This is a genomic window from Enterobacter cloacae complex sp. FDA-CDC-AR_0164 (genome assembly GCF_003071645.1).
GTDB lineage: Bacteria > Pseudomonadota > Gammaproteobacteria > Enterobacterales > Enterobacteriaceae > Enterobacter > Enterobacter ludwigii.
Genome location: NZ_CP028950.1, coordinates 2,757,813 through 2,778,411 on the forward strand (window position 1 = coordinate 2,757,813; position 20,599 = coordinate 2,778,411).

A 20,599-nucleotide genomic window follows, 5' to 3' on the forward strand; every position below is an offset into this window, starting at 1 on the left:
TTCTCCTTTATTACATCTTCTCGTACGGCTTAAAGCGCTGCTGCAGACCGCGAAGCTGATCGATACGTGCATCGTAACGGGCCTGTTGCAGACTGCCGAGCTTAACCTGGGAACTGGCACTGCTCAGGAGGGAAATCGCCTGATCAAGACGTCCCACCAGGGCAAAGCCTTCGGCGCGTGCCGCAAGCTCTTGATCGCGGTTGCCCAGCTGCGCTTCTGCCTGGGCAAGCAGATCCCAGCCGTTCTGATCGTCTTTATTGTTAAAGGTGTAGCGGTTCAGAATGTTCGCCGCTTCAGCAGGCTGACCACCCTGTAAGTAAGCATTCGCCAGGTTAAGCTGCAGCACCGGGTTAGTCCGCACCTCTTTTGCCCCTTTCAGGCGATTAATCGCATCGGTGGCTTTTTTCTGCCCCAGATCGATATCCGTGGCCAGATCGAGATACCACGGGTTATTCGGATCGGCGGCGAGAAGTGGCTGCAGCGTTTTACGCGCTTCGTCATATTTGCTCGCTTCCATCGCCTGTAACGCCTGGCCATACTGAGCCGCGTTTTTCTCACGCACGTTGCCTTTCGCCAGCGCATCCAGCAGGTCGCTGGTCAGTTGGTTACGCCCGGAATTGTACATGCCAAGCGTTCGCACTTTTGCCATGTAGAAATCCTGCGACGACTGAACCACGACCGGGCGCATCTGGTTGGCACGGTTACGCGCATCCGACAGACGGCTTTCCGGTAAGGGGTGCGTCAGCAAAATTTCCGGCGGACGGGAGGAGTAGCGCGCCTGGTCGAGCAGTTTTTCGAGGAAGCTCGGCATGGCCTGCGGGTCAAAGCCCGAACGTTGCAGCACCTGAATGCCAATACGATCCGCTTCCTGTTCGTTTTGCTGGGTGAAACTGATCATCCCCTGACGTGTTCCCGCCAGCGTACCGGTTAACGCCGCCATCCCTGCCTGCGGGCTGGCCATTGCCAGCAGAATGGAACCCAATGCGCCAACCCAGGTCAGCGGAGCGTTACGCTTCTGGTCTTCCATTGCGCGGGCAAGGTGGCGCTGGGTGACGTGAGAGATTTCGTGCGCCATGACCGAGGCCAGCTGACTTTCGTTATCAGAGTAGCGGAATAACGCCGAATGCAGCACCACGTTGCCGCCAAAGAAGGCGAAGGCGTTGATTTCGTCATTATTGATTAAATAGAAGTGGAAGGGGGTTTTTACCGAGTTCGCGTGCGCGACCAGGCGCATGCCCAGCCCGTTAATGTACTGAACCAGCAACGGGTCGTTAATCAGCGGCGCACTGCCACGCAGCTGACGAACGTAATAATCCCCCATCTGCATTTCCTGCCCAATGGAGAGCGTGCTTCCTGCTGTAGTGCCCATGTCCGGCAATGAATCGGACGAGTCAGCGAAAGCTGGCAACACCTGACCGACCGTCAGTGCGGCAATCAGTGTCGCAACCAGTGTTTTTCTCAACTGCCTGAACATAACCACTGTCCTGTATTTGGGATGTGCTAATTTGACCGATGAACCGGCATATCGTTCATCTCCACTGCCCTGCGAGTGTAGCCGTGTTGAGGCATGAAGAAAATCCCATTCATCAGGGTTTTGCGGATCGTGGCAGGGAGACAAAAAGCGAAAGTCTTTTTTGTGACAGTTAGATACAATTCACGTTCTCACTCCCGCCATCCGATTCAGGGAAGGGTTGTATGCTCGAAATGTTAATGCAGTGGTACCGCCGTCGGTTTAGCGACCCGGAAGCCATTGCTTTGTTGGTTATTCTGGTCGCCGGGTTCGGCATTCTGTTCTTCTTCAGCGGTCTTCTCGCCCCCCTGCTGGTCGCGATTGTGCTGGCGTACCTGCTGGAGTGGCCAACGGCGCGTCTGGAAAATATAGGCTGTTCCCGACGCTGGGCGACCAGTATCGTCCTGGTGCTGTTTGTCGGCATTCTGCTGTTAATGTCGTTTGTCGTTATGCCTGTGGCCTGGCAACAGGGGATTTACCTTATCCGCGATATGCCTGGCATGCTGAATAAGCTTTCTGATTTTGCCGCCACGTTGCCGCGCCGATATCCCGCCCTGATGGATGCCGGGATCATTGATGCGATGGCCGAAAACATGCGCGCCCGCATCATGACAATGGGCGATTCCGTGGTGAAATATTCCCTGGCGTCGCTGGTAGGGTTGCTCACGCTGGCCGTCTACCTTGTTCTCGTTCCGTTAATGGTTTTCTTCCTCGTCAAAGATAAAGAGCAGATGCTGAACGCGGTGCGGCGCATTCTGCCGCGTAATCGCGGGCTGGCCGGGCAGGTGTGGGAAGAGATGAACCAGCAGATCACCAACTACATTCGCGGCAAAGTGCTGGAGATGATTGTGGTGGGTGTGGCTACCTGGATTGGTTTTTTAATTTTCGGGCTTAACTACTCGCTGCTGCTGGCGGTGCTGGTGGGGCTGTCGGTGCTCATTCCCTACATCGGTGCCTTTGTGGTGACCATTCCGGTTGTCGGCGTTGCGCTGTTCCAGTTTGGTCTGGGGACCGAGTTCTGGAGCTGCTTCGCGGTGTACCTGATCATTCAGGGGCTGGATGGCAACCTGCTGGTGCCGGTGCTGTTCTCAGAAGCGGTGAACCTGCATCCGCTGGTGATTATCTTATCCGTGGTGATTTTCGGCGGGCTGTGGGGATTCTGGGGCGTGTTCTTTGCCATTCCGCTGGCAACGCTGATCAAAGCAGTGGTTCACGCGTGGCCGGATGTGCCTGCGGTTGAGGATAAGTAGATAGTTGTGCGGCCTGATACCCTCTCCCGTGGGGAGAGGGGCAAATATCAAAAACGGTAACCTGCGTTACCGTATTGCATTTACCGCGTAGGTCGGGTCAGGCGAAGCCGCGGCCCAACGATCAGGCGCTTTGTTTGAGCCAGTTCAGCACCACGTCGTGGTGGTTGCTGGTTTTGAAGTCATCAAACACATGTTCAACTTTACCGTCAGCGTCAATCAGGAAGCTGATACGGTGAATGCCGTCGTAGGTTTTGCCCATAAAGGTCTTCTCGCCCCAGACGCCAAACTGCTCGCATACCTGGTGGTCTTCATCAGAAAGCAGCGTGAAGTTAAGCAGCTCCTTTTCAGCAAATCGTGACAGCTTTTCTGGCTTATCGGTGCTGATACCCAGCACTTCCACGCCGACTTTTTTCAACTCGTCCATGTTGTCGCGTAAGCCGCAGGCCTGTACGGTGCAGCCCGGGGTCATGGCTTTCGGGTAAAAATAGACCAGAACACGCTGTCCCTGGAAGTCGGTCAAATTTACTTGCTCACCATCCTGGTCAGGTAAGCTAAATTTCGGTGCGATGTCACCGGCTTTCAGTGGGTTCATTACTCAACTCCATCCTGTTCATGCTGCGAATAATTGACGACGCTTATACTGCCTTGCGCGTTTAATTCTGTACAGAGGGCTTTGAACGCTTGCTCGATATTTGACGCATCCTGCGAGGCAGGGCTGTGCGCGGTAATCTGAATAAAAAGGGTGGGAATGGCGCTGCCGTCACCCGGCTGCGTTCGGGAAACGAGTTCGGCAATATTCATCTCATGGCTGTCAAATAACGCGGTGAAGCGCTCAATCAGATGGGGGGAATCGGGGACTTCAACCTGCACCCAGACGGTCGCGGGCAGGGCCGGACGTGGGCGAGCAGTGGTGCGTTTCATCACGATCAGCAAATCCAGCTCCGCACCTTTGAGCGGCAGGGTCGATTCGATAAGGGTAATGGCATTCCATGTCCCGGACAGCAGCATAATAAACGTGAACTCTTCGCCCAGCATAGCCAGACGGCTGTCCTCGATATTACAGCCGCAGCTGCTCACATGGCGGGTGATGGTGTTCACGATACCCGGCCTGTCAGCACCCAGCGCAGTGATAACCAGGTAATGTTGTGATGAGGTTGTCAAACCTGTTCTTCCTTTGCATGGTTAAGTCTTCCTAAGGAAAGCATAAAAAAAACATGCATACAACCGCCTGAGGGCCTCAGGTCGCTTGCTTTTATTACAGTTCCAAACGTACCATTGAGGCTCTTGTTCGCACAGAGGATGGCTCATGTTCACGGGAAGTATTGTCGCGCTTGTTACACCGATGGATGAAAAAGGTAATGTCTGCCGGTCAAGCATGAAGAAGCTGATTGATTACCATGTCGCCAATGGAACCTCGGCGATCGTTTCGGTAGGGACTACCGGTGAATCTGCAACGCTAAGCCACGAAGAGCACGGCGATGTGGTGATGCTGACCCTGGAACTGGCTGACGGGCGTATCCCGGTCATCGCAGGGACAGGCGCTAACGCCACGGCAGAAGCTATCAGTTTGACCAAACGTTTTAACGACAGCGGCATCGTGGGCTGTCTGACGGTGACCCCTTATTACAACCGTCCTACTCAGGAAGGTCTGTTCCAGCATTTCAAAGCCATCGCAGAACATACTGACTTGCCACAAATTCTGTATAATGTGCCGTCCCGTACTGGCTGCGATATGCTGCCGGAAACCGTTGGTCGTCTCTCGAAAGTAAAAAATATTATCGGGATTAAAGAGGCGACAGGGAACTTAAGCCGCGTTCATCAGATCAAAGAGCTGGTTTCAGACGACTTTATCCTGTTGAGCGGCGATGATGCGACCGCACTGGACTTTATGCAGCTTGGTGGCCATGGCGTGATCTCCGTAACGGCGAACGTTGCGGCCCGCGATATGGCTGAAATGTGCAAACTGGCGGCTGCCGGTCACTTTGATGAAGCTCGCGTGATTAATCAGCGTCTGATGCCTTTGCATAATAAATTATTTGTCGAACCCAATCCGATCCCCGTGAAATGGGCGTGTAAGGAGTTGGGACTTGTAGCAACCGATACGCTGCGTCTGCCAATGACACCGATTACCGACCACGGTCGTGAAATTGTCACAGCAGCGCTGAAGCATGCCGGTTTGCTGTAGAGTTTAGGGAGATTTGATGGCTTATTCAGTACAGAAGTCGCGCCTGGCGAAGGTTGCGAGTGTTTCGCTTGTTATGCTGCTCGCTGCCTGTAGTTCAGACTCGCGCTACAAGCGCCAGGTGAGCGGTGATGAATCCTATCTGGATGCGACCCCGCTTGCTGAACTTCACGCACCGGCTGGTATGATCCTGCCGATTCAGAACGGCGATTACAATATTCCCGTGACCAACGGCAGCGGCCTGGTCGGTAAAGCGCTCGATATTCGTCCGCCAGCACAGCCTCTGGCGCTGGTGAGCGGGGCGCGTACCCAGTTCACCGGTGATACGGCGTCGCTGCTGGTTGAAAGCGCCCGCGGTACCACCCTGTGGCCGCAGGTTGTGAGCGTCATTCAGGCGAAGAACTACACCATCGATAAACGCGATGATGCCAGCCAGACCTTGACCACCGACTGGATCGAGTGGAACCGTCTGGACGAAGATCAGCAGTACCGTGGGCGTTATCAAGTCTCCGTTAAACCTCAGGGTTATCAGCAGGCGGTTACCGTTAAGCTGTTGAACCTGGAGCAGGCGGGTAAACCGGTTGCGGATGCCGCATCAATGCAGCGTTACAGCACTGAAATGCTGAACGTGATTGCCGCGGGTCTGGATAAGAACGCCAGCGACGCCGCTAACGCAGCGCAGAGCCGCAACGGCGCGACGTTTGACGTTCAGAGCGGTGCGGATGACACCGGTCTGCCAATGCTGGTTGTGCGTGCACCGTTTAACCAGACCTGGCAGCGCCTGCCAGCGACGCTGGAAAAAGTGGGCATGAAAGTGACCGACAGCACCCGTTCAACCGGTAGCATGACGGCAACCTATAAGCCGCTGTCTGACAGTGCATGGCAGGAACTGGGCGCCACCGATCCACAGCTGGCTTCCGGCGACTACAAGATTCAGGTAGGTGACCTCGATAACCGCAGCAGTCTGCAGTTTATCGATCCGAAAGGCCACACGCTGACCCAGTCGCAGAACGATGCGCTGGTGGCCGTCTTCCAGGCTGCATTCAGCAAATAAATACGAGGGCTGGTTAATCCAGCCCTTTTTATTTTCGTGCTACGCAAACGTGTGCGTGGCATAATATCCCCAGTTTTGAACACCAATCATCACACCAGGAGTAATGAAGATGCAGAAGCAAGCTGAGTTGTATCGTGGCAAAGCGAAGACCGTATACAGCACGGAAAACCCGGATCTGTTGGTGCTCGAGTTCCGCAATGATACGTCAGCAGGGGATGGCGCACGCATTGAGCAGTTCGATCGTAAAGGCATGGTGAACAACAAGTTCAACCACTTCATTATGACCAAACTGGCCGAAGCGGGTATCCCGACCCAAATGGAAGCGCTGTTGTCCGATACGGAATGTCTGGTGAAAAAACTGGATATGGTTCCGGTTGAGTGCGTCATTCGTAACCGCGCAGCAGGCTCCCTGGTGAAGCGTCTTGGTATTGAAGAAGGTATTGAGCTGAATCCACCGCTTTTTGACCTGTTCCTGAAAAACGATGCCATGCACGATCCGATGGTCAATGACTCTTACTGCGAAACCTTCGGCTGGGTGAATAAAGAGAACCTGGCGCGCATGAAAGAACTGACCTACAAAGCCAACGACGTGCTGAAAAAACTGTTTGATGACGCGGGTCTGATCCTCGTCGACTTCAAACTGGAGTTCGGCCTGTTCAAAGGCGAAGTGGTTCTGGGTGATGAGTTCTCTCCGGACGGCAGCCGTCTGTGGGATAAAGAAACGCTGGATAAAATGGACAAAGACCGTTTCCGTCAGAGCCTGGGTGGCCTGATTGAAGCGTACGAAGCGGTTGCTCACCGTTTAGGCGTTAAGCTCGACTAACTCCCTCATCGCCAAAGGATATGTATATCCTTTGGCGTCTTACCCTTGTTTCCTATGGTAATCTTGCCGTTAACCGCCTACGATCATAGCTATTATTAATGGAATAGTTCGAGGTGGTTATGCGCTGGCAAGGGCGTCGTGAAAGTGACAATGTAGAAGACAGGCGCAGCGATAGCGGCGGCGGTCCTTCAATGGGTGGGCCTGGTTTCCGGTTACCCAGCGGAAAGGGCGGTATTATTCTGCTGATTGTGGTGCTGGTCGCGGGGTACTACGGTGTCGATCTGACCGGTTTAATGACCGGCCAGCCTCTGCAGCAACAGCAGCATTCTGAGCGCTCAATCAGCCCGAACGAGGATGAAGCGGCCAAATTTACCTCCGTTATTCTCGCCACCACAGAAGAAACCTGGGGTCAGCTGTTCGAGAAAATGGGGCGTACCTATCAGCAACCCAAACTGGTGATGTACCGTGGCGCAACCCGTACCGGATGCGGCACCGGACAGTCGGTGATGGGGCCGTTCTACTGTCCGGCAGACAGCACCGTCTATATCGATCTCTCTTTCTATGATGACATGAAACGCAAGCTTGGCGCTGACGGCGATTTTGCCCAGGGCTACGTCATTGCGCATGAAGTCGGGCACCATGTGCAAAAACTGCTTGGGATAGAACCCAAAGTACGCCAGCTTCAGCAAAACGCCTCTCAGGCTGAGGTAAACCGTCTTTCCGTACGCATGGAACTGCAGGCGGACTGCTTTGCGGGCGTCTGGGGGCACAACATGCAGCAGCAGGGCGTGCTGGAATCCGGTGACCTGGAAGAGGCGCTCAATGCCGCGCAGGCTATCGGTGACGATCGTCTTCAGCAGCAGAGCCAGGGCCGCGTCGTGCCGGACAGCTTTACTCACGGCACGTCACAACAACGATACAGCTGGTTCAAACGCGGTTTCGACAGTGGTGACCCGGCGCAGTGTAATACCTTTGGCAAAGCCATGTAATGGTGGCGTTTGAACATCTGATTCGCGAGCTTGAGCACAAAGGTCATCGTCAGCTGGTGGTGCTCAGCGGCGATGAGCAATGGACATTCACGCAGGCATCAGCCCTGCGTGATGCCTTGCCCGGAGACTGGCTGTGGCTGGCGGATAACGCGTCCAGAGCCATCAGCGGGCTGCTGGGACGCGAGTTCCGGCACGCAATTTTTGATGCCCGCGCCGGGTTTGACGTCTCAGCCTTTGCGGCCCTGAGCGGGACGCTGCGTGCCGGTAGCCTTCTGGTGCTGCTGGTACCGTCCCCTGACGTGTGGGCGGAACAACCTGACAGCGATTCCCTGCGCTGGAGTGACAGCGCCGAACCCATCGCCACACCAAATTTTATTCACCACTTTTGCCGGACGATTGCCGGGGATCCTGAGGCGATAGTCTGGCTTCAGCATCAGCCTTTATCGCTTCCCGCACGATCCGACGCCCCTGACTGGCAGCCCGCCAGCGGTGCGCCGCAGCGCGAGCAGGCTGAGATCCTGGCAGCACTCCTGGCCATGAAACGCGGCGTTGTGGCCGTTACGGCCCCGCGCGGACGCGGAAAGTCTGCGCTGGCGGGCATGCTGTTGAGCCGCACGCAGGGCAGTGCCATTGTCACCGCGCCATCAAAGGGGGCGACGGAGGTTATCGCCCGTTTTGCCGGCGAACGTTTTCACTTTATGGCCCCGGACGCGCTGCTGGCCTCTGAGGAGCAGGCCGACTGGCTGATTGTCGACGAAGCCGCCGCCATCCCCGGACCGCTGCTTGAAAAGCTGGTTGACCGTTTCCCGCGCGTCCTGCTGACCACAACGGTGCAGGGTTACGAAGGAACTGGAAGAGGCTTTCTGCTTAAGTTCTGTAGCCGGTTCAGCGGGTTGCAGCGGTATACCTTATCAACCCCGGTACGCTGGGCTGCAGGATGTCCTCTTGAGCGGGTCGTCGCCAGCGCACTGCTGTTTGACGATACGCTTATCGATCTCAGCCCAACAGGCGCCATACAGTTGACCTCTCTGGCCCCGGAAGCCTGGACGAGCAACCCGGCGCTGGCGGCGAGTGTGTATGAGCTGCTTTGTGCGGCACATTACCGCACCTCACCGCTTGATTTACGCCGCATGATGGACGCGCCCGGCCAGCACTTCGCCGTCGCCCAAACGGACTCTGTCATTGCCGGGGCGCTCTGGCTGGTGGAAGAGGGGGGATTAACAGCGCAGCTCAGCCGTGCCGTCTGGGCGGGGTTCCGCCGCCCTCGCGGGAACCTGGTGGCGCAGTCCCTTGCCGCGCATGGCGGCTCCCCGCTGGCGGCAACGCTCAAAGGCCGACGGGTGACCCGAATAGCGGTACATCCTCGTCGTCAACGGGAAGGCATCGGACAGGCACTGATCCGCAACGCAAGCGGCGAGGATTACCTGTCGGTGAGCTTTGGCTATACCGATGAACTGTGGCGTTTCTGGCAGCGATGCGGCTTTGTGCTGGTGCGCATGGGCAGCCATCGCGAAGCCAGCAGCGGCTGTTATACCGCAATGGCCTTGCTGCCGCTCAGCGACGCGGGGCGACAGCTGTGTGAGCAGGCGCATCAGCGACTGCGCCGCGATGCGCGCGTGTTATCGGCCCTGAACGGTGAAAAGATCCCGGTGGACGATGGCTGGGAGGCTACCCTTAATAGTGACGACTGGCTGGAGCTGGCGGGGTTTGCCTTTGCCCATCGCGCATTTTCTACCTCCGTCGCGGCGTTAACGCGGTTGCTGCTAAGCGTGGACATGCCGCTGCCCGCCCTGCGCGGGAAAGTGGAGGCGAGAAGTGATGACGCCCGGCTCAGCGCTGAACTGCTTCTTTCGGGGCGAAAAGCGTTACTGGCCAGGCTTCGCAGTGAAACGGCGCAAGCGCTTGAAAGCCTTGAACCTGCACGCTGTCAGCAGCTGAAAGACGACATTTTGCAATGGCAATTTTTTCAATGACTTCTTCAGTAAAGTGGCATGGTCATTCCTCCTGAGAGGCGTAGAATCCAGGCCATCAAATAAGGAGACCGCCATGAAACACGATCATTTTGTTGTTCAAAGCCCTGATAAACCGGCTAAACAGTTACTGCTTCTGTTTCATGGTGTTGGCGATAATGCCGTCAATATGGGCCAGATTGGCAGCTGGTTTGCCCCGGTATTTCCGCAGGCGCTGATTGTCAGTATTGGCGGGGTGGAGCCGTGTGGTCCGAACGGACGGCAGTGGTTCTCCGTTCAGGGCGTTACGGAAGAGAACCGTCAGGCACGTATTGACGCCGTCATGCCTGTCTTTATCGACACCGTGCGTTACTGGCAGCAGCAGAGCGGCGTTGGTGCCGATGCGACCGCGCTGATTGGCTTTTCGCAGGGGTCTATCATGTCCCTGGAGAGCGTAAAAGCGCAGCCAGGCCTGGTGTCGCGTGTGATTGCTTTTAACGGTCGCTTTGCGACGTTACCGCAACGCGCGACGACGCAGACCACGATCCATCTGATCCACGGTGGTGAAGACCGTGTGATTGAACTTTCGCATGCGGTTGCCGCGCAGGAAGCACTGATCCGCGAAGGCGGGGATGTGACGCTGGATATTGTAGACGATCTGGGGCACGCGATTGATGACCGCAGCATGCAGTTTGCGCTCGATCATCTGCGTTATACCGTACCGAAGCACTACTTTGATGAAGCGCTCAGCGGTGGCAAGCCAAATGACGATGATATCGTCGAGTTTATGTGATGTAGCCCCCTCTCCCGCAGGAGAGGGGACAGAGAATCACTTCTTCTGGTCTTTCTTCGGCCAGTCGTCATCATCGTCCCACTTATCGTTAAAATCACGATGCGGTGGAAGATCCGGTTTGTTGGCGAGAAACTTTTTGTGATCAACGCGCTTAAGATCTTTAATGACGTTAAGTAACACGCCGACCAGAAACACTAACACCAGAATCCACCAGTACTTTGAAAGCCAGTCCATTCGCTATTCCTCTCAGAGCGTTCGTCAGGCGACGAGTTGCTCCATAATTCGTTGATACATACGGGCCAGCAGCTGTAAATCAGCAGCATTCACACATTCATTGATTTTATGAATGGTTGCGTTCACCGGCCCCAGTTCGACAACCTGGGCCCCCATCCGGGCAATAAAGCGTCCGTCTGAGGTGCCACCTGTCGTCAGCAGTTGTGGCTTAATTTCATTATAGTGCTCGATGGCGTTCACTACCGCATCCACCAGTTTGCCGCGCTGGGTCAGGAACGGCTGGCCGGAAAGCCACCAGTCCACGGTGTAACGCAGATTATATTTTTCCAGCAGCGCGATAACGCGCGCTTTGATCATCTCATCGGTCAGTTCAGTGCTGAAGCGGAAGTTAAACTGGACAAAGAAATCACCCGGGATCACGTTGTTGCTGCCGGTACCGGCCTTCAGGTTTGCAATCTGCATGCTGGTCGGCGGGAAGAACTCATTGCCTTTATCCCACTCGATGGTCACCAGTTCGTTCAGCATCGGTGCCGCGCGATGGACCGGGTTATCGGCCAGGTGTGGATAGGCAACGTGCCCCTGAACGCCATGAAGGGTCAAATTGCAGGTCAGCGAACCACGGCGACCATTTTTGACGACGTCTCCCACCACTTCCGTACTGGACGGCTCGCCGACCAGGCAGTAGTCGAGACGCTCATTACGGGCCATCAGCGCCTCAACGACCTTCACGGTGCCGTTATGGGCGCTGGCTTCTTCATCAGAGGTGATCAGAAACGCGAGGCGGTTTCTGTGGTTCGGATGTTGGGCAACGAAGCGCTCTGCCGCCACGACCATCGCCGCCAGCGAGCCTTTCATGTCTGCCGCACCGCGCCCGAACAACATGCCATCGCGGATGGTCGGTTCAAACGGCGGGTTGATCCAGCGATCCGCATCACCTGCAGGAACGACGTCGGTATGTCCGGCAAAGGCCAGCGTTTCGCCCTGACCGCGCCATGCCCAGAAGTTCTGGGTGTCGCCAACGTCCATGCGTTCAACGGTGAAACCGATGGCACGCAGGCGCTCAATCATTAATGCCTGACAACCTGCGTCGTCCGGGCTAAGGGAGGGACGGCGAATAAGCTGCTGAGTCAGCTCAATGACCGGGCATGACATAAACTACACCTCAACGAAAAAAGTCGGAATAAAGGGTTTCACTGAAACCCAGCAGCATAGGCTGCCCGGGCGCGCAGAGCAATGGGCGTTTGATGATTGCCGGCATTTTGAGCATCAGTTTGGCGGCACTGTCGGCGTCGGTGATGCCAGCCCGGACGGCTTCATCCAGTTTACGCCAGGTGGTACCACGGGTATTCAGCAGCGCCTCCCAACCCAGTTCCTTGATAGCGGTATGCAGAAATTCTGCATCAAGCCCGTCAACGCGATAGTCATGGAAACGGTACTCCACGTTGTTTGCTTCCAGCCAGCGGCGTGCTTTTTTGATGGTGTCGCAATTTTTAATGCCGTACATCACAACCATGGTGAATCCTTTTGTTCTTATGATGATTAAATGTTCAGTAATTTCGAAGATATATCCTTAAGTGGAATATAACACATTCAGGAATTGTCTTGATTTACACTTCTTCTTAATTCAACTCACAACTGTACGCTGAATATTCTTTCATCATTTAAGCATAGATGTCCATAAGACCGAAAATGCTAATGAACTCAGGCGGTAATTTAAATCTCACCTGCCTGTATGGTTATTTCAAAATATTGCTGAGCGTCACACAAAATTTAAGGCCCTGCGTTCATATTTATCATAAATCCCTGACAGTAGCGGGGTACAATCACAGCGATAGGTTAGACGGTCTTCACAATGATGATACGTTTTCGTAGAATGCGCATAATAATAAGAGAGGTAGTTATGATTGAACGTGAACTGGGGAACTGGAAAGATTTTATCGAAGGCATGCTTCGTAAATGACATTCAGTAAGAATTGCAAGAGCACTTAAATAAGTAAAATAACCATAGTGTGAATTAATCACACACCCTAAAAGGCGGCCCTGAGAGCCGCCTTTTTTATTACGTACTGTTATTCAGGACGTTCCTTCAGCGGGAAGCGGCGACGCACAAGCACAAAGAACAGCGGCACAAAATAAATGGCCAGGACGGTTGCCGAAATCATGCCTCCCATCACCCCTGTACCTACCGCATGCTGGCTGCTGGAGCCCGCACCGGTGCTGGTTGCCATCGGTAATACCCCAAAGACAAATGCCAGCGACGTCATCAGGATCGGACGCAAGCGCTGACGGCAGGCGTGCAGTGTGGCCGCCATCAGCTCGTGGCCTTTGGCATTCATCTCGTTGGCAAACTCAACAATCAGGATCGCGTTTTTCGCCGACAGGCCGATCACGGTGAGCAGCCCTACCTGGAAGTACACATCATTCTCCAGACCGCGCATCCAGGTCGCCAGCAGCGCACCGATGACGCCAAGCGGCACCACCAGCATGACCGAGAACGGAACGGACCAGCTTTCATACAGCGCGGCAAGACAGAGGAAGACCACCAGCAGGGAAAGCGCGTAAAGCGCAGGCGCCTGTGCCCCGGAGAGCCGCTCCTGATAAGACATCGCCGTCCACTCCAGCCCAAACCCGGCAGGCAGCTGTTGCACCAGTTTCTCCATGGTGTCCATGGCGGTACCGGTACTGACGCCCGGCGCGGCTTCACCGACGATTTCTACCGCCGAATAGCCGTTATAGCGTTCCAGACGCGGCGAACCACTCTCCCAGTGCGACGAGGCGAACGCCGAGAACGGCACCATCCCGCCTGCGTTATTACGAACAAACCAGCGGTTAATATCATTCGGCAACATACGGAACGGCGCGGCGGACTGGACATACACTTTTTTCACACGCCCACGATCCATAAAGTCATTCACATAGCTTGAGCCCCAGGCCGTCTGCAGGGTGTCGTTAATGTCGTCGATGGAAACACCCAGAGCCTGCGCCTTACGCTGATCAATATCCACCTGCAGCTGCGGGCTGTCATCCAGGCCGTTATGACGAACGCGGGTCAGGTCAGCGTCTTTGCCCGCCAGCGCTAACAGCTTATCGCGCGCCGCCATCAGCGCCGTGTGGCCTGCACCGGCGTGATCCTGCAGCTCCATGTCAAACCCGGCAGAACTGCCCAGCCCGCTAATGGCCGGTGGGCTGCTGGCAAAGACGCGCGCTTCGTTGATCTTCGTAAAAGCGTGGGTTGCGCGTTCAATGATGGCCGACGCGGTCCCCGTTTTTGTGTCGCGCTCGTCCCAGTCCTTCAGGCGTACAAACATACGGGCAACGTTCTGCCCGTTACCGCCCGGGCCAGAGCCCACGGTGGAGAAGACCGACACCACATTATCTTTCTCCTGGGTGAAGAAGTACTGTTCGACTTTTTCGACCACTTTCAGCGTCTGCTGCTGCGTCGCGCCGCTCGGAAGTTGCACGGAGGTGGTGAACATTCCCCGGTCCTCCATTGGCAGGAACGAGGTAGGCAGATGCAGGAACAGCCAGACCATTCCGCCCAGCAGCACTACGTAAATCAGCATCCAGCGCAGGCTGCGGTGCAACACTTTACCGACAGCGGATTCATAACGCGCGGCATTGCGGTTAAACATGCGGTTAAACCAGCCGAAGAACCCTTTCTGACCATGCTGCTCGCCTTTGTGCAAAGGCTTAAGAAGGGTAGAGCAGAGCGCAGGGGTCAGGATCAGCGCCACCAGTACCGAAAGCACCATTGCCGAGACGATAGTTATCGAGAACTGGCGGTAAATGGCGCCGGTTGTGCCGCCAAAGAAGGCCATCGGGATAAAGACCGCCGAAAGCACCATGGCGATGCCGACTAACGCGCCCTGTATTTGCCCCATCGATTTACGCGTGGCCTGGCGCGGGGAAAGACCTTCCTCGCTCATGATGCGCTCGACGTTTTCAACCACCACGATGGCGTCATCCACCAGAAGGCCAATTGCCAGCACCATTGCAAACATCGTCAGCGTGTTGATGCTGTAGCCAAACGCGTAAAGCACCGCGAAGGTGCCCAGCAGAACCACGGGGACAGCTATGGTCGGGATCAGCGTCGCCCGAAAGTTTTGCAGGAACAGGTACATGACCAGGAAGACCAGCGCGATGGCTTCCAGCAGGGTCTTCACCACATCCTCAATCGACGCTTTAACGAAGGAGGTGGTTTCGTAGGCGACTTTGTATTCAAGGCCGTGAGGGAAATAGTTCGACAGCTCGTCCAGGCGGTCTAACACCAGTTTCGCCGTCGCCATTTCATTTGCGCCGGAGGCCAGTTTAATCCCCAGGCCGGAGGCGGGATTACCGTTAAAGCGGCTCAGGTAGTCGTACTTTTCCGCGCCCATTTCCACCGTGGCGACATCGCCCAGCCGCACTTCTGAACCGTCCTGATTCACGCGCAGGGTGATGTTGCGGAACTGGTCCGGAGTCTGAAGCAGCGATTGCGAGTTAATGGTGGCATTCAGGGCTTGTTTTTCGACGGAAGGCGTTCCTCCCAGCTGCCCTACGGCAATCTGGGCGTTCTGCGACTTGATGGCGTCCGTCACGTCAGTCGCCGTCATCTGGAAGCTGTTCAGCTTGTCAGGATCGAGCCAGATGCGCATTGAATATTGTGACCCGTAGGCGTCGATATCCCCTACGCCGTTAATACGGCTGAGCGGGTCCTGAATGTTACTGGCAACGTAGTCCGCAATATCCTGCTTATCCATGGAACCATCGGTGGAGACAAACGCGATGGTCAAAATATTGGTATCCCCCGTTTTACGTACGGTAACGCCCTGATTTTGCACTGCCTGCGGCAGTTTTCGCATGGCTGACTGCAGCTGATTTTGTACCTGCTGCACCGCTTCGTCCGGGTCAGTCCCGGCCGTAAAGCTCAGGGTCACCGTCGCCTGGCCCGTGGCGCTGCTTTGTGAGGACATGTACATCAGGTTATCCAGACCCGTCATGTTCTGCTCGATAACCTGCGTCACGGTATTTTCCAGCGTCTGTGCCGAGGCGCCGGGATAGTTTGCTGTGACACGCACGTTAGGGGGTGCCAGATCGGGGTATTGCTCAACGGGAAGTGAAGTAATGGCCAGGACACCTGTCAGACACAACAGAATGGCAAGTACCCAGGCAAAAATGGGGCGATCGATGAAAAAATTCGCCATGAAAAATTGACCTCGTTTTGCTGCACGTCATTATTGTTTATTGCCCGCACCACTTTAGCGGCAAGACGAAGACCAAACGTGGAGAAATAAAGGAGATAATGTAAATTATCATGCGCGTTTCTCTGCGCTGCCCCCTTTACGGTTATTTACCTGTTAACGCCAGCGACGAAGGGAATGTCACGCTCACCTGTGTTCCCCCATTTTGTGGCTGCGAAAAGTGCAGGGTACCGCCGAGCCGTTCCGCGCGTTCACGCATAATATTCAGCCCGTAATGTCCCGGCGGCTCGCTGGCTTCGCCAATCCCGATGCCATTGTCGCGAATGCTCACGCTGTGCGTGCCGTCCACGGCGGTGATGCAGCTTACGGTGATCTCGCTGGCCTGCGCGTGCTTGATTGCGTTCAACACCGCTTCACGCACGATCTGCAGCAGATGCACCTGCTTTTGTGCGTCAAGGGCCAGCGAGGAGAGGCGACAGTCAAGATGCAGCTTTGCCTGCGTCTGGCTCTGCAGACCGTCGAGTGACTCCTGAAGGGCCGCCGGCAGGTTAGCGTGGTTGAGCGTCAGGCGGAAGGTGGTGAGCAGCTCGCGAAGCTGATGCCAGGCATTGTTAAGCTCGCGGGAGAAGTCGGTGATGATGGTCTGCGCGGGGGCATTCTCTTGCGGTACGGCACGCTTAAGCAGCGCAAGCTGGATCCGCAGATACGACAACACCTGCGCGAGGGAATCATGCAGTTCGCGGGCAATCGTCGCCCGCTCTTCCATCAGCAGCAACTGCTGGTAATGCTTTTGTGCCTGGTTGAAGTAAAGCCCGCGCCCGAGCATTGTCGCCACGCTTCTCATCAGCGGAAGCGGGACGCTGTCCGTCTCGCTCTGCCAGCGCAGCTCGCCGTAGAGCGTGCCCTGCATCAGCACCGGCAGGTTTTGCAGCGGCATGTCGGCTGCCTCACTTCCTTCACACAGACGCCAGTCGTCGCTGGTCCGTAACTCCAGATAATTCATCCGGGTGTATTCATGGACGATTTGCAATATATGGCGGAAACAGTGGCTGTCTATCTGTCCGGTGTTGAGCGCCTGCGAACATTTGAACAGCATTTCGAGCTGCTGGTGCGCCTCGTTCAGGTGCCGGGTCTTTTCCGCAACCGAATCTTCAAGCGAGCGATAGAGGGTGTGTAACTCCGCCGACATATGGTTAAAGGCGCGGGACAGCTGACCGAGTTCATTCGGCAAAGCGGTATCCGGTGCCGGGGTATCAAATTGTCCCCGTTCAACGCGTTCGCTTGCGGCGACCAGATTGTTGAGGGGCAAGACAACCTGGCGACGGATGCGTCGCAGGGTAAACACCGTCAGCAGCAGGATCCCCAGCGCACCGGCCAGCGAGAGCAGGGTCACCGTCTGAATTTTATGTTCGGTATAGTGCTGAAGGGCGAGCACAAAGGCATCAATGCGGCCAACAAAATCTTCGATATGGGTTTGATACCACGCGAGATCGCCGCGGGCGATGTGCGTATCCATCTCCTGCCAGGCCAGATGCAGCTGCTGGTAGCGCTGTTTGACATCGTCCGGCACGTACCAGCGGTTCAGCTTTTGTAGTGCAGGTGCGCTCAGGGTGTGTTGCCAGTGTTGGCGATGCTGTGTCAGGGAAGGGCTGTTGCGCTGCATCTCATAGCCCAGCCGGTAACTCTGCATACGCAGTGAACCCGCAATATTGATGGCTTCGGCGTCACGCTGGCTGCTGGCAAGCGTCAGCAGCGCGACGGTGCTGGTCAGAACGGATAACACAATCATCGAAAAGAAAGCCCAGGCCAGGCTTGCGGAAACAGGGCGTTTAACGGTCACAGAACGGCTTCCTGAATAAAATTGATCTGCCACAGGTTCACTGGAAATAGTTTGGCATTCCGGGCAATTGAACATTGCCTGACGACGCTGTGATGAGTAAATACCATATTCATACAAAGAATAAGGTTATTGAACCAAAAACAGGTGTCGTTATGAATCGTTTTATTATGGCTAACAGCCAGCAATGTATTGGGTGCCATGCCTGCGAAGTTGCCTGCGTAATGGCGCATAATGATGAGCAACATGTCCTGAGCGAGCGCCATTTCCATCCCCGTATTACGGTCCTTAACTCTGGCGCGCAGAACAGCCCCGTCACCTGTCACCACTGTGAAAATGCCCCGTGTGCACTCAGTTGCCCGAACGGCGCCATCAGCAAATGCGATGACAGCGTACAGGTGAATCAACAAAAATGCATCGGTTGTAAAGCCTGCATGGTTGCCTGTCCCTTCGGCACAATGGAGATTATCGTTACGCCGCTCGACAACGGCAGTGCAAAAGCTTCGGCGTATAAATGCGATCTCTGCCTGACCCGCCCGCAGGGCCCGGCCTGTATTGAAAATTGCCCGGCAGATGTGCTGATGCTGGCGACGCCTGACGTGCTGGATAACCTGGCAAAATCGCGCCGTCAGCGCACCGCCAGGCTGGAGGCGCAGCCCTGGCACAGTGAGGCAGTCAGCGAGGAGACGGCACCCACCAAACTGCAGCAGATGCACAACACACCACCACGCGGCGAGCCCGACAAACTGGCTGCCGAAGAGCGGGTTGGCCATTTCAATGAAATATACCTGCCGTTTCGGACCGAACAGGCCAGACGCGAGGCATCGCGCTGCCTGAAATGCGGGGAGCACAGCATATGTGAATGGACCTGCCCGCTGCACAACCACATTCCGCAGTGGATTGAACGGATTAACGCCGGTGACATCCTCGGCGCGGTTGAACTTTCTCATCAGACCAACTGTTTACCTGAAATTACTGGCCGGGTCTGCCCGCAGGACAGGTTATGTGAAGGTGCCTGCACCGTGCGCGATGCATCAGGGTCAGTGACCATTGGCAACCTCGAGCGCTACATCTCTGACCAGGCGCTGGCGCTGGGCTGGCGACCGGATATGTCTGGCGTTTCTTCGGTGGGAAAACGCGTCGCGATTATCGGCGCGGGGCCTGCCGGACTGGCATGCGCGGATGTGCTGGTGCGCAGCGGGGTGAGCGTAACGGTCTATGACAGGCATCCCGAAATCGGCGGCTTGCTGACCTTCGGCATTCCGGCCTTTAAGCTGGATAAATCCCTGCTCGCACGACGCAGAGAGATTTTTACTGCGATGGGGGTTCACTTCGAGCTGAACTGCGACGTGGGCAGCGATGTATCGTTGTCTCAGTTGCAAACAGATTACGACGCCCTGTTCATTGGCGTGGGAACCTATCGTTCGATGAAAGCGGGCATCCCCCATGAAGATGCGCCGGGCGTCTACGATGCACTGCCGTTCCTGGTGGGGAACACGCGCCACGTCATGGGGCTGGACGCGACGGCCAACGAACCGTTTATCGACACCCGTGGGCTCAACGTGGTGGTGCTGGGCGGGGGCGATACCGCAATGGACTGCGTGCGCACCGCGTTACGTCACGGCGCGGCAAAAGTCACCTGCGCCTATCGCCGGGATGAAGCCAATATGCCGGGCTCGAAAAAAGAGGTGAAGAATGCGAAAGAAGAGGGAGCCGCATTTGAATTTAACGTCCAGCCCGTTGAATTGACCCTTGCTGCTGACGGCAAGGTTAACGGCATCCGGATGCTGCGCACCCGGATGGGAGAGCCGGATGCGCAGGGGCGTCGTCGACCCGTCCCGGTGGAGGGCAGCGAGTTTGTCATGCCGGCCGATGCGGTGATTATGGCTTTTGGCTTTAACCCACATGCCATGCCCTGGCTGGAGAGTCAGGGCGTCAACACCGATGACTGGGGGCGAATCATTGCCTCGGTGGAAAGTCGCTATCGTTACCAGACGTCTAACCCGCAAATTTTCGCCGGCGGTGATGCGGTGCGCGGCGCTGATCTGGTGGTGACGGCGATGGCGGAAGGGCGTCATGCGGCGCGGGGGATCCTCGACTGGCTTGAGGTCAGTGTGCCGAAAACGCACTAAACCAGGCGGGCGACAAAGCGGGTTTCACGGCGTACTATAGGAAGACTCATTGTGTCGTGGAGCCCGTATGACCCTGAAAATTGACGTTATCAAAGACAAAATCCTTTCTGAAAACTACTTTGTCCTGCGTAACATCACTTACGATTTAACCCGTAATAACGGTGAAGTGATCCGCCATAAACGCGAGGTCTATGACCGCGGCAATGGCGCCACCATTTTGCTCTATAACCGTGAAAAGCAGAGTGTGGTGCTGATCCGTCAGTTCAGGGTAGCAACATGGGTCAATGGCAACCCTGACGGAAGGTTGATTGAAACCTGTGCGGGCCTGCTTGATGACGACGAGCCGGAAGTGTGCATCCGCAAAGAGGCCGTCGAAGAGACGGGCTTTGAAGTGGGAGAGGTCAAAAAAGTCTTCGAGCTGTTTATGTCTCCTGGCGGCGTGACGGAAATCGTCCACTTCTTCATCGCGGAATACAGCGATGCGCAGCGTACTCACCGCGGCGGTGGCGTGGAAGATGAAGATATTGAAGTGCTGGAGTTGCCGTTTTCCCGGGCGCTGGAGATGATGCATGCCGGGGAAATCAGGGATGGTAAAGCTGTGATATTACTACAGTATCTTCAAACGACCGGGCTGATGAACGCCTCTTTCGAACGGTGATAGAATGT

Annotated in this window: 18 protein-coding genes; 10 read left to right on the top strand and 8 right to left on the bottom strand. The window is 55.8% G+C overall.

What is annotated here, in order from left to right; genetic code table 11:
- Positions 1-10 precede the first annotated feature (10 nt).
- Positions 11-1,474, bottom strand: a complete 1,464-nt coding sequence (gene bepA, locus AM410_RS13560; RefSeq protein WP_020883065.1) for a beta-barrel assembly-enhancing protease — start codon at positions 1,472-1,474, stop codon at positions 11-13.
- Between the two features lie 221 nt (positions 1,475-1,695).
- On the opposite strand from bepA, the gene AM410_RS13565 reads away from it, so the two are divergent.
- On the top strand, positions 1,696-2,760 hold the full coding sequence (locus AM410_RS13565) for an AI-2E family transporter (RefSeq protein WP_014171120.1): 1,065 nt from the start codon (positions 1,696-1,698) through the stop codon (positions 2,758-2,760).
- Positions 2,761-2,881: 121 nt separating this feature from the next.
- On the opposite strand, the gene bcp is transcribed toward AM410_RS13565, so the two are convergent.
- Both bcp and AM410_RS13575 read right to left on the bottom strand, forming a co-directional pair.
- Positions 2,882-3,352 (bottom strand): thioredoxin-dependent thiol peroxidase, encoded by a 471-nt coding sequence (gene bcp, locus AM410_RS13570; RefSeq protein ID WP_014171119.1) that lies wholly within the window; start codon positions 3,350-3,352, stop codon positions 2,882-2,884.
- Positions 3,352-3,921 carry a glycine cleavage system transcriptional repressor gene (locus AM410_RS13575; protein WP_047356595.1) on the bottom strand — a complete coding sequence of 190 codons (570 nt, stop codon included), beginning with the start codon at positions 3,919-3,921 and terminating at the stop codon, positions 3,352-3,354. Before AM410_RS13575 ends, bcp begins: the two co-directional genes overlap by 1 nt.
- Before the next feature lie 145 nt (positions 3,922-4,066).
- Here AM410_RS13575 and dapA point away from each other — a divergent pair, with 145 nt between their 5' ends.
- The 6 genes from dapA (at position 4,067) to ypfH (ending at position 10,550) form a co-directional block, all read left to right on the top strand.
- On the top strand, positions 4,067-4,945 hold the full coding sequence (dapA, locus tag AM410_RS13580; RefSeq protein ID WP_014171117.1) for a 4-hydroxy-tetrahydrodipicolinate synthase: 879 nt from the start codon (positions 4,067-4,069) through the stop codon (positions 4,943-4,945).
- 16 nt (positions 4,946-4,961) lie between these two features.
- On the top strand, positions 4,962-5,996 hold the full coding sequence (bamC, locus tag AM410_RS13585) for an outer membrane protein assembly factor BamC (RefSeq protein WP_020883067.1): 1,035 nt from the start codon (positions 4,962-4,964) through the stop codon (positions 5,994-5,996).
- 109 nt (positions 5,997-6,105) lie between these two features.
- The gene (gene purC / locus AM410_RS13590; protein ID WP_008501631.1) at positions 6,106-6,819 is read left to right on the top strand and encodes a phosphoribosylaminoimidazolesuccinocarboxamide synthase; all 714 of its coding nucleotides are present in this window, start codon (positions 6,106-6,108) and stop codon (positions 6,817-6,819) included.
- 119 nt (positions 6,820-6,938) lie between these two features.
- On the top strand, positions 6,939-7,808 hold the full coding sequence (gene ypfJ, locus AM410_RS13595; protein ID WP_020883068.1) for a KPN_02809 family neutral zinc metallopeptidase: 870 nt from the start codon (positions 6,939-6,941) through the stop codon (positions 7,806-7,808).
- Complete coding sequence (locus tag AM410_RS13600) at positions 7,808-9,781, top strand: tRNA(Met) cytidine acetyltransferase TmcA (RefSeq protein ID WP_032680516.1); 1,974 nt, start codon at positions 7,808-7,810, stop codon at positions 9,779-9,781. Before ypfJ ends, AM410_RS13600 begins: the two co-directional genes overlap by 1 nt.
- Before the next feature lie 73 nt (positions 9,782-9,854).
- A complete protein-coding gene (gene ypfH, locus AM410_RS13605; RefSeq protein ID WP_032680517.1) occupies positions 9,855-10,550 on the top strand; it encodes an esterase in 696 nt (231 codons plus the stop codon).
- Between the two features lie 36 nt (positions 10,551-10,586).
- Here ypfH and AM410_RS13610 read toward each other — a convergent pair whose 3' ends face one another.
- The 3 genes from AM410_RS13610 to AM410_RS13620 are packed head-to-tail and all read right to left on the bottom strand — an operon-like array spanning position 10,587 to position 12,297.
- Positions 10,587-10,784: a YpfN family protein gene (locus tag AM410_RS13610; RefSeq protein ID WP_014171111.1), complete on the bottom strand. Its 198-nt coding sequence runs from the start codon at positions 10,782-10,784 to the stop codon at positions 10,587-10,589.
- A 24-nt stretch (positions 10,785-10,808) separates the two neighbouring features.
- Entirely contained in the window at positions 10,809-11,936 is a 1,128-nt protein-coding gene (dapE, locus tag AM410_RS13615) for a succinyl-diaminopimelate desuccinylase (protein WP_014171110.1), read from the bottom strand.
- 10 nt (positions 11,937-11,946) lie between these two features.
- On the bottom strand, positions 11,947-12,297 hold the full coding sequence (locus AM410_RS13620) for an ArsC family reductase (protein ID WP_032680519.1): 351 nt from the start codon (positions 12,295-12,297) through the stop codon (positions 11,947-11,949).
- 387 nt (positions 12,298-12,684) lie between these two features.
- On the opposite strand from AM410_RS13620, the gene ypfM reads away from it, so the two are divergent.
- The gene (ypfM, locus tag AM410_RS13625) at positions 12,685-12,744 is read left to right on the top strand and encodes a protein YpfM (protein ID WP_015572204.1); all 60 of its coding nucleotides are present in this window, start codon (positions 12,685-12,687) and stop codon (positions 12,742-12,744) included.
- 109 nt (positions 12,745-12,853) lie between these two features.
- Here ypfM and acrD read toward each other — a convergent pair whose 3' ends face one another.
- Both acrD and narQ read right to left on the bottom strand, forming a co-directional pair.
- Positions 12,854-15,967, bottom strand: coding sequence for a multidrug efflux RND transporter permease AcrD (gene acrD / locus AM410_RS13630; protein ID WP_020883072.1), 3,114 nt, complete (start codon positions 15,965-15,967; stop codon positions 12,854-12,856).
- 142 nt (positions 15,968-16,109) lie between these two features.
- Positions 16,110-17,804: a nitrate/nitrite two-component system sensor histidine kinase NarQ gene (narQ, locus tag AM410_RS13635; protein ID WP_086463483.1), complete on the bottom strand. Its 1,695-nt coding sequence runs from the start codon at positions 17,802-17,804 to the stop codon at positions 16,110-16,112.
- 152 nt (positions 17,805-17,956) lie between these two features.
- Here narQ and aegA point away from each other — a divergent pair, with 152 nt between their 5' ends.
- Together aegA and nudK are read left to right on the top strand one after the other, a co-directional pair.
- A complete protein-coding gene (gene aegA / locus AM410_RS13640) occupies positions 17,957-19,933 on the top strand; it encodes a formate-dependent uric acid utilization protein AegA (RefSeq protein WP_068794852.1) in 1,977 nt (658 codons plus the stop codon).
- 67 nt (positions 19,934-20,000) lie between these two features.
- Positions 20,001-20,591: a GDP-mannose pyrophosphatase NudK gene (gene nudK / locus AM410_RS13645; protein ID WP_020883075.1), complete on the top strand. Its 591-nt coding sequence runs from the start codon at positions 20,001-20,003 to the stop codon at positions 20,589-20,591.
- Positions 20,592-20,599: the final 8 nt, after the last annotated feature.

Bases quoted from the DNA above. Each gene is read 5' to 3' on its own strand.
- bepA (WP_020883065.1), bottom strand. From the start codon at position 1,474: ATGTTCAGGCAGTTGAGAAAAACACTGGTTGCGACACTGATTGCCGCA.
- AM410_RS13565 (WP_014171120.1), top strand. From the start codon at position 1,696: ATGCTCGAAATGTTAATGCAGTGGTACCGCCGTCGGTTTAGCGACCCG.
- bcp (WP_014171119.1), bottom strand. From the start codon at position 3,352: ATGAACCCACTGAAAGCCGGTGACATCGCACCGAAATTTAGCTTACCT.
- dapA (WP_014171117.1), top strand. From the start codon at position 4,067: ATGTTCACGGGAAGTATTGTCGCGCTTGTTACACCGATGGATGAAAAA.
- bamC (WP_020883067.1), top strand. From the start codon at position 4,962: ATGGCTTATTCAGTACAGAAGTCGCGCCTGGCGAAGGTTGCGAGTGTT.
- purC (WP_008501631.1), top strand. From the start codon at position 6,106: ATGCAGAAGCAAGCTGAGTTGTATCGTGGCAAAGCGAAGACCGTATAC.
- ypfJ (WP_020883068.1), top strand. From the start codon at position 6,939: ATGCGCTGGCAAGGGCGTCGTGAAAGTGACAATGTAGAAGACAGGCGC.
- AM410_RS13600 (WP_032680516.1), top strand. From the start codon at position 7,808: ATGGTGGCGTTTGAACATCTGATTCGCGAGCTTGAGCACAAAGGTCAT.
- ypfH (WP_032680517.1), top strand. From the start codon at position 9,855: ATGAAACACGATCATTTTGTTGTTCAAAGCCCTGATAAACCGGCTAAA.
- AM410_RS13610 (WP_014171111.1), bottom strand. From the start codon at position 10,784: ATGGACTGGCTTTCAAAGTACTGGTGGATTCTGGTGTTAGTGTTTCTG.
- dapE (WP_014171110.1), bottom strand. From the start codon at position 11,936: ATGTCATGCCCGGTCATTGAGCTGACTCAGCAGCTTATTCGCCGTCCC.
- AM410_RS13620 (WP_032680519.1), bottom strand. From the start codon at position 12,297: ATGGTTGTGATGTACGGCATTAAAAATTGCGACACCATCAAAAAAGCA.
- acrD (WP_020883072.1), bottom strand. From the start codon at position 15,967: ATGGCGAATTTTTTCATCGATCGCCCCATTTTTGCCTGGGTACTTGCC.
- aegA (WP_068794852.1), top strand. From the start codon at position 17,957: ATGAATCGTTTTATTATGGCTAACAGCCAGCAATGTATTGGGTGCCAT.
- nudK (WP_020883075.1), top strand. From the start codon at position 20,001: ATGACCCTGAAAATTGACGTTATCAAAGACAAAATCCTTTCTGAAAAC.